Annotated in this window: 13 protein-coding genes and 1 riboswitch; of the genes, 7 read left to right on the top strand and 6 right to left on the bottom strand. The window is 64.4% G+C overall.

Annotation, left to right across the window (positions count from 1 at the left end; genetic code table 11):
* Nucleotide 1: 1 nt before the first annotated feature.
* Complete coding sequence (locus tag PV760_RS08305) at nt 2-2,125, bottom strand: penicillin acylase family protein (protein ID WP_354627544.1); 2,124 nt, start codon at nt 2,123-2,125, stop codon at nt 2-4.
* A gap of 102 nt (nt 2,126-2,227) precedes the next feature.
* On the opposite strand from PV760_RS08305, the gene PV760_RS08300 reads away from it, so the two are divergent.
* Both PV760_RS08300 and PV760_RS08295 read left to right on the top strand, forming a co-directional pair.
* On the top strand, nt 2,228-2,953 hold the full coding sequence (locus tag PV760_RS08300) for a siderophore-interacting protein (RefSeq protein ID WP_193590115.1): 726 nt from the start codon (nt 2,228-2,230) through the stop codon (nt 2,951-2,953).
* 150 nt (nt 2,954-3,103) lie between these two features.
* On the top strand, nt 3,104-4,627 hold the full coding sequence (locus PV760_RS08295; RefSeq protein WP_354627543.1) for a UDP-N-acetylglucosamine 1-carboxyvinyltransferase: 1,524 nt from the start codon (nt 3,104-3,106) through the stop codon (nt 4,625-4,627).
* Nucleotides 4,628-4,732: 105 nt separating this feature from the next.
* Here PV760_RS08295 and PV760_RS08290 read toward each other — a convergent pair whose 3' ends face one another.
* On the bottom strand, nt 4,733-5,557 hold the full coding sequence (locus PV760_RS08290) for an endonuclease domain-containing protein (RefSeq protein WP_354627542.1): 825 nt from the start codon (nt 5,555-5,557) through the stop codon (nt 4,733-4,735).
* 218 nt (nt 5,558-5,775) lie between these two features.
* Here PV760_RS08290 and PV760_RS08285 point away from each other — a divergent pair, with 218 nt between their 5' ends.
* Nucleotides 5,776-6,978, top strand: coding sequence for a glutamate--cysteine ligase 2 (locus tag PV760_RS08285; RefSeq protein WP_079581889.1), 1,203 nt, complete (start codon nt 5,776-5,778; stop codon nt 6,976-6,978).
* On the opposite strand, the gene PV760_RS08280 is transcribed toward PV760_RS08285, so the two are convergent.
* The 4 genes from PV760_RS08280 to PV760_RS08265 are packed head-to-tail and all read right to left on the bottom strand — an operon-like array spanning nt 6,975 to nt 9,482.
* Complete coding sequence (locus PV760_RS08280; protein ID WP_354627541.1) at nt 6,975-7,592, bottom strand: hypothetical protein; 618 nt, start codon at nt 7,590-7,592, stop codon at nt 6,975-6,977. The two genes, PV760_RS08285 and PV760_RS08280, sit on opposite strands and share 4 nt — an antisense overlap.
* Before the next feature lie 10 nt (nt 7,593-7,602).
* On the bottom strand, nt 7,603-8,811 hold the full coding sequence (locus PV760_RS08275) for an O-succinylhomoserine sulfhydrylase (RefSeq protein WP_079581891.1): 1,209 nt from the start codon (nt 8,809-8,811) through the stop codon (nt 7,603-7,605).
* A complete protein-coding gene (locus PV760_RS08270) occupies nt 8,812-9,222 on the bottom strand; it encodes a rhodanese-like domain-containing protein (protein WP_039243084.1) in 411 nt (136 codons plus the stop codon).
* Nucleotides 9,219-9,482, bottom strand: coding sequence for a DUF1737 domain-containing protein (locus tag PV760_RS08265; RefSeq protein ID WP_018778199.1), 264 nt, complete (start codon nt 9,480-9,482; stop codon nt 9,219-9,221). The genes PV760_RS08270 and PV760_RS08265 overlap by 4 nt, the downstream gene beginning before the upstream one ends.
* 13 nt (nt 9,483-9,495) lie before the next feature.
* A riboswitch (SAM riboswitch) is annotated at nt 9,496-9,607 on the bottom strand.
* Nucleotides 9,608-9,762: 155 nt separating this feature from the next.
* On the opposite strand from PV760_RS08265, the gene PV760_RS08260 reads away from it, so the two are divergent.
* The 4 genes from PV760_RS08260 to PV760_RS08245 all read left to right on the top strand — a co-directional run bounded on the left by PV760_RS08260 (nt 9,763) and on the right by PV760_RS08245 (nt 14,360).
* Nucleotides 9,763-11,091, top strand: a complete 1,329-nt coding sequence (locus tag PV760_RS08260; protein WP_018778200.1) for an NtaA/DmoA family FMN-dependent monooxygenase — start codon at nt 9,763-9,765, stop codon at nt 11,089-11,091.
* The gene (locus PV760_RS08255) at nt 11,091-12,653 is read left to right on the top strand and encodes an aromatic amino acid ammonia-lyase (protein ID WP_354627540.1); all 1,563 of its coding nucleotides are present in this window, start codon (nt 11,091-11,093) and stop codon (nt 12,651-12,653) included. The genes PV760_RS08260 and PV760_RS08255 overlap by 1 nt, the downstream gene beginning before the upstream one ends.
* Nucleotides 12,650-13,702, top strand: coding sequence for a PLP-dependent cysteine synthase family protein (locus PV760_RS08250; protein ID WP_354627539.1), 1,053 nt, complete (start codon nt 12,650-12,652; stop codon nt 13,700-13,702). Before PV760_RS08255 ends, PV760_RS08250 begins: the two co-directional genes overlap by 4 nt.
* Nucleotides 13,703-13,877: 175 nt before the next feature.
* Nucleotides 13,878-14,360 (top strand): carboxymuconolactone decarboxylase family protein, encoded by a 483-nt coding sequence (locus PV760_RS08245; RefSeq protein WP_018778203.1) that lies wholly within the window; start codon nt 13,878-13,880, stop codon nt 14,358-14,360.
* Nucleotides 14,361-14,372: the final 12 nt, after the last annotated feature.

The following is a 14,372-nucleotide window of genomic DNA, read 5'->3' as shown; positions in this document are numbered from 1 at the left end:
GTCAGTTCGGGTCTTTGGCCAGGGCGGACCAGTCCGTGGTTACAGGGACCATCCGGCCTTCGCTCCAGAGCGGGAGCTGGTCCGCGAAGTGGCTGTGGCCGGGCGATCCGGCGGCGCCGAAAGGCACAATCCACCGGCTGTTCTCCCGGCAGTCCAGGTCCCAGACGTAACGGGCCACAGGTCCGCGGAAGCTTCGGTCGTCCACTCCAGGGAGGCTTTCGGTGCTCAGCACGCAGCCGGTGTCTCCACTGAGGGCGGCCGTGGGCGCCGCAGCGGCAAGGGTTTCGGGGAGCAGGTGGACTGCCAGCAAGGTATGCCGGTCACCCCAGGACGCGCCGTCCAGCAGGGCTTCTTCCAATGCTGTGGCTTCCAACCCCGCCACTGCCTCCACGGAAACGGCGATGCCAAGTTCGGAGCCGCGGGCCAGCAGGGTCTCCAGTGCGAAGCCGATGCGCGATGCCACGGACAACCACGGGCCAAACAAGGGGGAATAGCCGCTCGGGGTGTTCAGGGGAGCAAGAGCGGCGTGCCGTCCGAGGCGCTGGACCAATGCACCGCGCCAGGCAGCGAAAACGGCCGCGGGATGGCTGCCGGCGTCCATCCGGCCATCCCACGCCAACAACTGTGATCGTAGTTTCCTAGCCTCGTCGGACAGCCCGGTTGTCTCCAGTGCAGCCAGGATCTTCCGGAAGAACGGCCACGGACCGAGCAACGTGTCGGTATGGATTCCCTGCATGGTGTCGCCGGACAGCGTCCCTGCCGGCGCGGACTCCAGCAATTGTTGGATGCGCAGCGCCCGGTATGAGGGGGCGAATTCCATAGCCACGGCGTCCCCACCACCGGCTGCCCGATCGTTCGCGCTGACGGCAAACTGCCGGACCTCGGTGCGGGGCAGCGCAACATAAGGTCCTTCCCAGGCATGGCGTGGTGACAAGGCCGGTGTGGGCAGCCGACGGTTCGCCGGGTTGCGCTGCGGAACCAGTCCGGCGACGAAATGCCTCACGGCCCCGGATGAATCCGCCGCCACCACACTGTTGACGGGCTCCACCCAGGCATCGAATGCAGCTTCAACGTCAGCGACGCTCCGGCTCCTCAACAGCGGCAGGAGGGCCTCAAAACCCAGCCGCCCCTCAACCCGCGCGGGAAAACGCAGGCTCAGCGCACCGCCGTCGGGCATTTCCGAAATGACGGGGCCGCGGGCAGTCTCGATCACCTCAACGGTCACCGCGTCGCCACCGCGGACGCTGATGGTCTCGGTACTGACGACGGCGGGTTCCCAACCTTCCGCTCCGTGCGCCTCGATGCGTTCGCCATTGCTGTCGGTGATCCGGCGGAGTTCTTCCAGAAAGAGGTCCTGGTAGTCGGCCATCGCATTCGTGACGGCCCAGGCGGCATGGCCTGTGTGGGCGAAGTGCGGCAGCCCTGGCACTCCGGGGAACGCTAAGCCTGCGACGTCGAATTCGGGGCAGGCCAGCCGCACCTGCTGGTACACGCCGGGCAGTTCCATAAGGCGGTGCGGGTCTCCGGCGATCAAGGGCAGGCCGCTCGCAGTCGTGGAACCGTGGGCGGCCCAGGCGTTGCTGCCGGACCAGACTGGAGCTTCGATGCTGAACAGGTCCACTGCATCTTCCCCGAGCGTCCGCGCGACATGGGCGCGGAACAACTTGTTGGGAAAGGTGGAGAAGAGGATGTGGTGCACCAGGAAGACTCCCAGCGGTGTCCACGGAAGCCAGGGCTCAGGGGCGCAGCGGGCTTCGTCGAACTCGGGACCGCGGCGAAGGCCGTCGGCGAGGGCCTGGTTGATGCCGGCAACGTACTGTCCGCACCAGCGTTGCGTTTCGTGGGGGAGTTTGTCGAAGCAGCGGCGCGCGGTGTCATTGAGCCGGGCCTGCCGGGCGAACCGGTCCCAGACCACGGCGTCGGGTCCCAGCATTTCAGCGACACGGCCTTCCGAACGCCAGCGCTCCAGTTCGATCTGCCAGGACCGGTCCGTCGCGGCGTTCCGGCCCTGCAGGAAAGCGAGTTCGTCCGCGGAGTCAGCCCACAGGTGCGGGATTCCCCAGGTGTCGCGGTAGGTTCCGGTGCCGCCTGCCGGGGCGGATTGTTGCGTCGGGGCAGGCGTCATGATGTCGGGCCGCTTTCGAGCTTAGGATAGGCTTACTTAAGTTCAAGATAAATGGCTTTGGCCCCGGGCACAAATCGTGGGCCATTCGTGAAGGAGTGCTGCTTGAAGCGCAATTGGGAAGGTGTCGTCCTGAAAGTCATGGGCGCCAAGGATTTCACCCTGCAGGTCACCGCCCGGGAAGAAATCACCCCCGACTTCCTTCGCGTGCACGTGCGCGACGGCGGGCTCCTCAAGGCCAGCGGCCTGCACCCGACCATGTGGATCCGCCTCTGGTTCAACGACTCCGGCAAGGCCCACCAGCGCGCCTACACCCTGGTCAACGCGGATCCGGAGGCTGGCACGTTCAGCATGGACTTCGCCATGCACCGCGGGGTGGCAGCTGATTGGGCCCGCACCGTCCAGGCCGGCGACACCATCGACGCCACAGTCCAAGGCAGCTCCTTCGCGTTCCCGCAGCCCGCGCCGCGCCGCATCTGGGTGGTCGGCGATCCTGCCTCACTTCCGGCCATCAACTCGCTCCTGGACGCGCGGGGACCGCACGGCACACCGGTTACCGCCTGGCTCGAATACCAGCACGACGCCGACACCACGCTCGCCGTCCGAACGTCCGGCGACGACGTCGTCACCTGGATTCCGCGCAAACGCGACGGCGCCTCACTGGTTGAGGAAGTCTGCGCGGGGCTGGCACCACAGGCCGTGTCAGCGACGGATGACTTCTTCTGGGTCGCATGCGAGGCATCCAGCACCCGTGCCATCGTGAAGCACCTGAAGAAGGAACTCGGGGTGGATAAGCATCGGATTGACGCTTTGGGGTACTGGCGGGCATAGGGAACTGAACCCGCCGCCGCAGTGAGCGGCCCCGATGAGGCGAGTGCCGGCGTCGGGCTATATATCGCACAATACGGGTAGGGTGTGACGTTTGCCGCCTAAACGGTGTTTTGCTAGCTACTTCTAACTCACTTGTGATATTTCTTGGTTATGACGCAACCGACCGCAGAACACGTAGGCCTCCTGCTCCGCAACGCCCGCGGCGAAAAGGGCTGGACGCAGGGGCAGCTGGCTACTGAGCTGGGAACCAGCCAGAGCGCCATCGCCCGGATGGAACAGGGCAAGCAGAACCTGAGCCTCCGGATGATCGAACGCCTCGAAGCGATCTTCGGACGGTCCATCGTCAAGGTGGGCAAACCCCAAATGACCCACTTGCGGGTGGAAGGCGGCCGTACGCTCTCCGGAGAGGTGGACGTCAACAGCAGCAAGAACGCCGGTGTGGCCCTGCTGTGCGCGAGCTTGATCAACCGCGGCACCACCACGCTGCGCCGCCTGGCACGTATCGAAGAGGTCAACAGGATCGTCGAAGTGCTGACATCCATCGGCGTGGAATGCACCTGGCTTAACGGAAGCGATCTGCGCATCCGCAGGCCCGAGGTCCTTGACCTCGAATCAATGGATGTGGACGCCGCCCGCCGGACCCGCAGCGTGATCATGCTGCTGGGACCGCTCCTTGACGAGACCAGTGAATACCTTCTTCCCTACGCCGGCGGATGCGATCTCGGAACCCGCACCGTTGAGCCCCACATGCAGGCGCTGCGCCAGTTCGGCCTCGAGGTTGAGGCGAAGTCCGGTTTCTACTCCGTCACGGCGCCCGCCGCCGACGGACACCACCGTTCGTTCGTACTGACCGAACGCGGCGACACCGTCACGGAGAACGCCATCATGGCAGCCGCGCACCGCGAAGGCACCACGGTCATCCGCAACGCCAGCCCCAACTACATGGTCCAGGACCTCTGCTTCTATCTGCAGGGCCTTGGCGTGGATATCCAGGGTGTGGGCACCACCACGTTGAAGATCGCCGGGCGGCCGGCCATCGACGTGGACATTGAATACTTCCCGTCCGAAGATCCCATCGAAGCCATGAGCCTGATCACTGCCGGAATCGTGACCAACTCGGAAGTCACCATCCGCCGGGTTCCCATCGAGTTCATGGAGATCGAGCTGGCCACACTGGAGCAGATGGGCCAGAAGCTCGAGATCTCCGGCGAATACATGGCCCGCAACGGCCGCACGCGCCTGGTGGACGTGACAACCAAGCCCTCGGAGCTGCATGCGCCGCAGGACAAGATCCACCCCATGCCATTCCCGGGCCTGAACATCGACAACCTGCCCTTCTTCGCCGTGATTGCCGGCAACGCCGAAGGACAGACCATGATCCATGACTGGGTCTACGAAAACCGGGCCATCTACCTGACAGAACTCAACAAGCTCGGCGCCCAGGTTCAGCTCCTGGACCCGCACCGGATCTACGTCAACGGACCAACGAAGTGGCGTGCGGCAGAAGTTGGTTGCCCTCCGGCCCTGCGCCCCGCTGCCTGCCTTCTCCTGGCGATGCTTGCGGCCAGGGGTACCTCCGAGCTGCGCAACATCTACGTGATTGAGCGCGGTTACGAGGACCTGGCCGAACGACTGAACACCATCGGCGCGAAGGTGGAGTACTTCCAGGACTGATGGTGACGTATTTTTGCTGGATCATCGGAGCTCGCAGCAACGGGAAAGCCCGGAATTACGGGCCTTCCGGCTGCTGCTTCGGGCGATGATCCAGCAAATACTCTGTCACCGCCTACCCCGCGGCCTTCCGAGCCCAAGGCACGCCCGGATCTGGCCCAAGACCAGCTCCGGCGAGTTCCAGATGTGCTCGGGGGCGAAGCTCAGGACGCGGTAACCCATTGCCTGCGCCGCGTTCAACCTGCCCATGTCCTTTCTCCAGGCTTCCCGTGAACTGTGGAACTGATAGCCATTGACCTCCACAATCAGCCAGCCGTCAATCAGGGTGTCCACCCGGCCCACTCCTGGGATTTGGACCTGCCGTTCAAAGGAGAGTCCCGCCGCCTCAAAAAGCAGGCGGGCACTGATCTCCGGGACGGATTCAGACAAACCGTCGGCCTTGCGCAGTCGTTTCCTCGCATTCCCGAAGTAGTTGGCCCGCAGCTCGCCCTCCAGGACGTCACGGGGAACTCCACGGTTTTTCATAGCGGACTGGGCCACGGCAATGGCGTCGACGTCCGGCAGGCACGTGAGAGCGTGAATGACAGTGTCTTCCAGCGATGCAACTGGAACGTAGGACTCCGAGCCCAGCCTGAGACCTCCGTGCCGGATAAACCCCCGGCCTCTGTTGTGCTTGGTTGCCAGATGCAGTCTTCCCGGTTTGTCTTTAAGCCAGAGGCCATAGCGGACAGCTGCGCTTGCGCATGTCAGAAGTCCGTTGTTTACGAGGGCAGAGACAAACTCCGTATCTGCGGAGGGCAGAGCCCATATGCCGTGCCGCGGTTGATAGGCCCCCTCGAGCTTCCTTAGGTCCGCCGGGGTGTGCCCGTGGGCCTTAAGCAGCCCTACCTTGGCTACTCCACCTACTGACGACAAGAATTCGAATGCGTTCATGCCTTCAGTCAGCCACGGACTGGTCCCTCCCCAGCCCGGAAACTTCGCCTATGTGGACAAATCTGCTGGATCATCGGCCCCGGCCAGCTTGCTTGGCCGGCTAATCCGCGGGTCCTCTCCGTTTCCAAGGGCGATGATCCAGCAGAATCTCTTTGCCGCAGGCCAAACTGCCAGTCCCACCCTGTGTTCTGGAGGCCACCCGTGACGCAGAATGGAGCATGCGGACTTTCGGGGTCGAGGAAGAACTGCTCATCGTTGATCCGGTGACGGGCATGCCCTTGGCTCTCGCGGACGCGCTTCTGGCCGGCTACGAGGAACCTGCCACGGAGACCGGACTGAGCCAGGAGCTCAAGCTGGAGCAAATCGAAACCCAAACGAGGCCGTGTCACAGCTATGCCGAACTCCTGCAGCAGATTCGCCGGGGCCGCGCCATGGCCGATGAAGCTGCCCGGCGGCACGGCGCAAGGGTTGCAGCGATCGCCACTTCACCATTGGCCTCGAACACGCACACCACCCCGGATCCCCGGTACGCCGCGATGCTGGACCACTTCGGCATCATCGCCACCGAGCAGTTGACGTGCGGTTTCCACGTGCACACTTCAGTGGAGTCCCCGGAGGAAGGCGTGGTGGTGCTGGACCACATCCGGGACAAACTCGCGGTACTCACCGCGCTCTCGGCCAATTCGCCCTACTGGCGCGGGCTTCCGACCGGGTTCGACAGCTACCGCACGCAGGCATGGAACCGGTGGCCCACGTCCGGGCCGTCATCGCTTTTTGGCTCGCTCACGGCTTATCGACGCGTGGTGCAGCGCTTGCTTGATACCGGTGTAGTCCTGGATGAGGGGATGATCTACTTCGATGCCCGGATCGCCAGGAACCAGCCCACCGTAGAGGTCCGGGTCGCCGACGTCTGCCTCCGCGCGGAGGACGCGGCGCTGATCGCGGTGCTGGTGCGGGCTTTGGTGGAGACGGCCTCCTTGGAAATGCTCGACGGCGTTGATCCCACCCCGGTGCCGACCGCCCTGCTGCGGATGGCGGGTTGGAGGGCCAGTAATTCCGGTTTGCGGGGAGACCTCCTGGACTTCGGCGATTTCCGGCCCCAGCCTGCCGCTGATGTCGTGTGGGCGTTGGTTGACTATCTCAGCCCGGTACTGGATGACCAAGGTGAATTGGCGCTGGTCAAGGCGGGCATTGCCGGAATTCTGGAGCGCGGCAACGGAGCGCTCGAACAACGGGACGCAGCGGCACGATACAGCGCCAGGCATCGCGACGGCGCGAACCCGCCCGGCTCCGAAGCCCTTGCCGCCGTGGTCTCGCACGCTGCGAAGGTGACTGTTCGTGGCACCGCGACGGGCGCGTTCAAGGACCCGGTCGCGTTCAAGGACCCGGTCCCGCTGCTGACCAGGGTGCGGCGGCCTTAGCCCTCGATGTCTCCGATGTTCTCGCTATCCCCGATGTCCCCGGGTTCCGGCCACGCCATCAGGTACGCTCCGACGGCTCCTTCGGTGAGGTAGAAAACCAGGGGCGGGATGTCCTTGGTGGTCGCCAGGACGGTCCCGGAAACCACGGCCATCCCTGCTGCCGTCATCCCCGCCCATCGTTTGGCGGGGGACTTCAGCAGGCTGCCGCCCAATGCAGCCAAGCCCAGCACATGCAGCCATGAGTAGGCGAGGAACGGTGCATTGGATCCCCGAAAATAAGCGAAACGCTCAAGGTCCGAGGCCCGCCGCGACAAGCTGTAGACGAAGAATGGTGCGCCCGCGAGCAGCGCTGTTGCTGCCGCGGACACCCACGCTTTGGAGGTCCCTGCCGGTTGTGCTTTCGAGAACGCCATGAAGCCCACCGGGACTGCGACGGTTCCTGCAGCGGCCGCGTGGTGGCCGATCACCCATCCGCGCTCGCTGGCAAGCAGCAAACGCAGGCGCTCTGCGGGGTCGTGCATGAGGTACACGCGGGATCCCGGTGAAATCCCGGCCAACCACACCACCGATCCCGCAACGATGACAGCCCCCGCCCGGCGGTATGGATGCCTCATGCCAGCAAGGTTAGACCTGTTTGAGGGCCTTCTCCAGATCCAGGATGAGATCGTCCACGTCCTCCAGCCCCACCGACAAGCGCACCACGCCATCGGACAGCCCGATCGCCGCCCGGCCCTCCGGACCCATGGCCCGGTGGGTGGTGGTGGCAGGGTGGGTGATCAGCGACTTGGAGTCACCAAGGTTGTTGGAGATGTCGATGACACGCAATCCATCAAGCAGCGCGAACGCGGCTTCTTTCGCGGAGCGGCCGGCGGACGGCGAGAGCTCGAACGTGAGCACTGTGCCGCCGGCTTTCATCTGCTTCGCGGCGAGCTCGTACTGCGGGTGCGACTTCAGCAAGGGGTACTTGACCCAGCTGATGGCGGGTTGCTGCTCCAACCATTCCGCGATCTTCAGGGCCGATGCCGAGCTGTGGTTGACTCGGAGCCCGATGGTTTCCAGGCCCTTGGTCAACACCCAGGCGTTGAAAGCCGAAAGCGATGGCCCCGTGTGGCGCATGAGCTGCTTCACCGGTCCATCGATGAACTCCTTGGTGCCCAGGATCGCGCCACCGAGGACGCGTCCCTGGCCGTCGATGTGCTTGGTGCCTGAGTACACAATCACGTCGGCGCCCAGCTCGCCACAGCGCTGCAGCAGGGGAGTGGCAAAGACGTTGTCGACGACGACAGTCGCCCCAGCGGCATGCGCCAGTTCGCTGACAGCCTGGATGTCCACGATTTCCTGCATCGGGTTGGACGGTGACTCGAAGAAGACGGCGGTGGTCGGCTCGGAGAGAGCCTCACGCCACTGGTCAAGGTCCGGTCCGTCCACAAACACCGTCTCCACGCCCCAGCGCGGAAGGATCTCGTTGAGGATCACGAAGCAGGAGCCGAAGAGGGAACGGGCAGCAACCACGCGGTCACCGGCAGCCAGCAGGGCACCCAGTGCGGTGAACACGGCGGACATGCCGGACGCCGTCGCGAAGCAAGCCTCGGTACCTTCGAGGAGGCGCAGCCGCTCCTGGAAGGTGGCCACGGACGGGTTGCCGTAGCGGGAGTAGACGAAGCGTTCGTCCTCGCCGGTGAAGGCGCGTTCTGCCGCGGCGGCGGATTCGTAAACGAAGCCGGAGTTCAGGAAGACGGGTTCGGCCGTTTCCTGGAAGTTGGTACGGTCAAGTCCACCGCGAACGGCCTGGGTGTCGGGGCTCCAGCCGGCGGCGTCAGGATTGAAAGTCACTTACTCGGTCCCCAGATTCGTTGGCAGGCCACGGTTCTTCCAACCATTGACGGTGCGTTCGCCGTAACGGTCGGGTTCGCCCTCAAAGCCTTCAAGGACGTTGTAGGCGGTGAAGCCTGCCTGCGTGGCGGCGATGGCGGCGGCGATGGAGCGCTGGCCGGAGCGGCAGATGAAGACGAGCTCCACGCCGTCGTCCTCGGGCGCCTGTTGTTGCAGGTCCTCGATGAAGCGGGAGTTCGGGATGCCGCCGGCGAGGTTCCACTGGATGAACAGGGGATCGTTCTCGGTGGCTTTCGTGTCGGGGATTCCGATGTGGGCCCATTCGCCCTCGGTGCGGACGTCCACCAGGATGGCGCCCTGTTCAAGCTTGGCCCACGCGTCTTGCGGGGTCAGGTCACCTGCGTAGCTCATGCGTGGCCCTCGAATGCTTCTTCGTCGTCGGTATCCAGTTCATCAACGGCGTTGGCGACTGCGGCATCGGCGCTGGCAATCGCGGCGGGCAGGACGACGGCCTGCGCGACGATCACGTCGGTTCCGTTGAACGTGGCGGCGGGGCTGCCGTGCAGTACGTACCCATCCGCCAGGGCGTTGGTGATCCGCTCACAAAAGTCGCGGGTATCCGGGCCTGTTATCAGGCGGTAAGAGAGTTTTTCTTCAGTGGGTTCAGGCATTGCTGGTGCTCCTCAGTCACGCTTGCAGTTCGAGTTGTCGATACGCCGAGTAGTCACCTGAGGCACCCCGCCGGAGAGAGGGTTGCCGACCAGCAAGTCAGGGCTTTGCGCTGGTTCTCATTACTCAAGAAAAACGTAGCATTCACGACGACGGCCCGCACGGCGGCCGTCGTCATGTTGCGTAACCGGACGGTACTGGAGTACGGGTCCAATTAAGACGTCCCGGGAGCATAATTGACGCAGTACGACCCCCTGTAACTTCGTATGAAATCAGGTCGCGGTGAACGGACAGAGCAGTTCTACACTCAAGCCCATGCTGCATTTTGGTTGGTTCGTGGGGCACGGTTTCGGGGTGCAGGGCTGGGGCACTCCGGGCTACAGCCTGGGGTACGACTGGAAGAAGCCCGCCCTGTACCAGGAGGCCGTGCGCGCGTTCGAGCTGTCCGGGCTGGACCTGTTCATCATCGAGGATTCCCTGACCGTCCCGGACACCTATGGCGGTACTGCCGAGGTTTCGCTGGCCCATGCTTCCTTTGCGCCGAAACACGATCCTTTGGCGTTGGTCCCGTACTTGCTTTCCGCCACGGAGCACCTGGGGATCGTTCCCACGGTCAGCGCTTCCTTCTACCCGCCCTTCACCGCGGCCCGGCTCCTCGCTACCCTGCAGCACTTCTCCGAGGGGCAGCTCGGATGGAATGTGGTCACCTCGGGCAGCGATCTCGCCGCGCAGAACTACGGCTTGGACCAGCAGATCGAACACGACCTCCGGTACGAAAAAGCGGAGGAATTCGTCGACGTCGTCAGGCGGCTTTGGCGAAGCTGGGAGGCCGACGCTGTACTTGAGGACGTTTCAGCCGGGGTGTTTGCGGACCATACCAAAGTGCATCCGATCAACCACGACGGGGACTTCTTCAAGGTCCGTGGGCCGCTGAACACGGCACCGTTGCCCGAGGAACCCGTGCTTGTCCAAGCGGGCGCCTCTCCCCGGGGCAAAGCGTTTGCCGGCGGTCACGCGGATGTGGCAATTGCGCTCGCCCGCGGCGTTGACGGTATGAAGGCCTACCGGGATTCGATCCGGGCCGAGGCGGCGAAAGCCGGCCGGAATCCCGACGACGTGAAGGTGCTTTTCGTGCTGAAGCCCACCGTGGTGGGTTCCACAGCCGAGGCCGAGGAGCTACGGGCGCAGCGCCGGGAATTGACGCAGCGTGACATCGACAGCCAGCTCAACTCCATCTCCTACCTGTCCGTGATCGACTTCAAAAAGTTCGACCTCGATGCCCCGCTTCCGGAGTTGAGCACCAACAGCAACCAGGGCACCTTGGAGCACTTCGCCAAGGCGGCCCCTCCCGGGTCCACTCTGCGTGAAATCCTGCAGGCACGCAGCGGTGGTGCCGGGGATTCGATCATCGGCACGGTGGGAGAAATTGCGGATTACCTGGAGGAGACCGGCGCGGCCGTAGGGGGCGACGGCTTCCTGTTCTCCGGCTTCGTTGATCCGGTGACAGTGCACGGTGTGCTGGACAAGCTGACCCCGGAACTCCGCCGCCGCGGCCTGTTGAGGAAGAGTTACGGCAACGGCGGATTCCGCCAAAACCTGCTGGATTTCTAATGGGCATTTTCACCATCGGGACGGGCCCCGTTTCCGCGTTGGCTGTGGCGGAAGCGGCTGCGGATCCGACGTTTCACGTGGAACTCAACCAAGATGCGTTGAATTTGATCGGACGGGGAAGGGAGATCGTCGAGGAGGCGGCCGCCTCCGGTCAACGGGTCTACGGCCTGAATACCCTTCTAGGGTCAGGCCGGGACACTGCTGTGGAGGAGAAGTCCCTCCTCGCCTACCAGGTGCAGGTCATCAGGTATCACAACAGCGGCGTAGGCCCGTATCTGGATCGTGCCGCAGCGCGCGCAGTGATCCTGGCCCGGCTTGTCGGGTTCAGCCGGGGCGGCTCCGGGGTTCGTGCCGGGACCGCCGGGTTCTATGCCGAACTGCTCAACCGCGGCGTCTACCCCGCCATCCCGCGCGAAGGGTCCGTGGGTTCCTCCGACCTGACCCAGCTGGCCGCCGTCGCTGCCGTAGCCCTGGGCGAGGGGGAAGCGTTCGACGCCTCCGGCATGCTGGTGCCCGGCGCCAAAGCCCTCGCGGACGCCGGCCTGCAAGCCCTGCAACCTGCTGCCGGAGAGGCCTTGGCCCTGGTGAGCGCCAATGCCTACTCCGTGGGCGCGGGAGCCCTCGCCTTGGTGCGCCTGCAGCACCTGGCCCGGCTCGCCGACGTCGCGCTTTCATTGTCGCTGGAGGCGATCGCAAGGTACGACGGCGGCGGAAACCTCAGTCCCTTTTCGCCGGCCATCCAAGCGGCCAAGGCGGTTGACGGCCAGCGGGACTCGGCCGCCGCTGTTCGACGGCTTCTCAGCGGTGGCTGGCTGGAGGATGTCCGCAGGGAAGCGTCGGTACAGGACGCGTTGTCCTTCCGGGCTGCACCGCAGACCCACGGGGCGTTCCGGTTCTTGGTGGCGCAGTTGCGTTCGGGCCTGGAAGTGGAGCTGAACGGCCGGGGAGACAACCCGTTGGTCGATGTGGAGTCGGGAACGATGGTGTCCGGCGGGAACTTCCAACCCATGCAGCTGGCGTTGTCCTTCGAAAGCCTGCGGTTGGGATTGGCGCACGTGGGGATTTCCAGCGAGCGGCGGATCGCCAAGCTGTATCCACCGCAGCGGGCCATCCGGGCGAGGCACCTGGCAGCGGCGTCCTCCGCGCCCGGTGCGGCGTCTGCCTTGATTCAGGAGGAGCTGCCCGGGCTGCTCTGGTATTCCGCGGCCGGACTGTTGGCCGAACTCAAATTCCTGGCAGCGCCGGCAACCCTCGGCGCGCCCACGCTCTCAGCCGACATCGAGGACCACTCGACGCTTGCTCCGCTGGCCTTGCAACAGCTGGAGAAGTCGATTGATGCCGCGGAGAAGCTCCTGGCCATCGAGTCCCTCACGGCTTCCTACCTCCTGCTGGAAGCCGAAGCTGCACAGCCGCTCGGCAACGGGACCGGGCTGGTGGCGGGCCGGCTTGCTGATGTGTTGGCGGACCGGCCGTCGGCGCCGGACCTGGTGGAGCGCTCGCGGACGGTGCTGCGCGAAGCCGTGGATCAGCTTTTCACTGAAACAGAGGAGGCGACGCCATGAGCACGGCCACCCGTAAGCATGGGTTGCATGCACTGCCCGGGGGTCTTGATGGTCTCGACGCCTCGGTCCTGGAAAAGGTGGGGAACACTCCGCTGGTCAAGCTGGAGAACTTCAGCCGCGGGCTCGGCAGTGTCATCCACGTCAAGCTGGAGTCCGAGAACCCCGGTGGTTCCATCAAGGACCGCACGGCACTAAGTATGGTGCGGGCGGCCGAGCGCTCGGGGGAGCTGAGGCCGGGGGCCACCATTGTGGAGAGCACGTCCGGTAACACCGGGATCGGGCTGGCGCTGATCGGGCACCTCACGGGCCACCCGGTGGTGGTGGTCACGGGCGACACCATTTCCGAGGAAAAACTCGCTGCGCTGCACAACTATGGCGCGCGGGTGATCCTGACGGATTGGAACGCGCCGTCCGAGTCTCCGGAGAACGCGCGAGCCGTGGCCGCCCGGATTACCGCCGAAACACCCGGCGCCTGGCGGCCCATGCAGTTCGACAATCCGGCCAATCCATTGGCACATTACGAGACCACGGGGCCGGAGATCTGGGAACAGACGGGTGGGCTGGTGACGCATTTCGTGGCCGGCATCGGTACGGGCGGCACCATCAGCGGCAACGGGCGTTACTTGAAGGAACAGGTGGCAGCCTCAAGGCCGGGAGGGCACGTTGAAGTGGTGGGTGCCGACCCCTACGGATCCGCGTACAGCGGGGGTCATCCCGGCGAAATCCTGGTGGACGGCGTCGGCAACTCCTGGCCGCAGTCAGAATGGCCCAAGATCTTCGACCGCTCCATCGTTGACCGCTTCCTCCGGATCCCCAACGACGAGGTCTACAGCACGGTCCATCGGCTTCTTGACGAAGAAGGGCTCGCGCTGGGGCCGTCGTCCGGTCTCGCTGTCGCGGCAGCAGTGCGCGTGGCCCGCGCCGCGCCTCACGGTTCGGTGGTGGTAGCCATAGCGCCCGACGCCGGCACCAACTACCTGAGCAAGGCCTACAATCCCGTATGGCTGGCCGAGAACGGCATCCGCCTGGCCGCCGACACCCCGGAGTGACCCTCCCTCACGTTCCGCATGCTTGGCTGTGACGCTCGCTCACGTTCCGCGTGCTTGGCTGTGACGCTTGCTCACATCCCGCGTGCTTGGCGGTGACGCTTGCTCACGTTCCGCGTGCTTGGCTGTGACGCTTGCTCACTTAAGCTCTCCGAGCGCGGTGCGTTAAGCTCCAAACATGCCTGAACAGGAAACAAAACCGCGGCTGGCCGGTTATCTCGATAAGCAGCAACCGGACCTCTACGCGACGCTCAGCCACTATTCGCAGCAACTCGTTGACGAAGCTGACCGGCTAGGGATCCCGCGCCGGACCCTCGAACTAATCAATTACCTGTGTTCGCAGATCAACGGGTGCGCGTTCTGTTTGGATCTCCACCACCGTCGGGCACTGAAGTACGGCGAGACGGAGCAGCGCCTGTCATTGGTGGCTGTGTACAAGGAAGTGCAGTTGTTCGAACCCAGCGAGGTCGTCGCCATGGAGATCGCGGAGCAGATTACCCGCATGAGTACCTCCCGTCCCAGCCCGGAACTGTTTGCCGTGGCGCGTCAGCACTACAGTGACGAACAGATCAGTGTCCTCTGCATGGCGGCGATTGGAATCAACGCTTTCAACAGGCTGTCAATTCTGAGCGAGCACCCGGTGCGGGCAAACAAGAAGTAGACCCAAGGCCAT

This window comes from Paenarthrobacter sp. CC6, assembly GCF_040560085.1.
GTDB classification, from domain to species: Bacteria; Actinomycetota; Actinomycetes; order Actinomycetales; family Micrococcaceae; genus Arthrobacter; species Arthrobacter nicotinovorans.
This window is presented reverse-complemented; position numbering and strand designations above follow the sequence as displayed.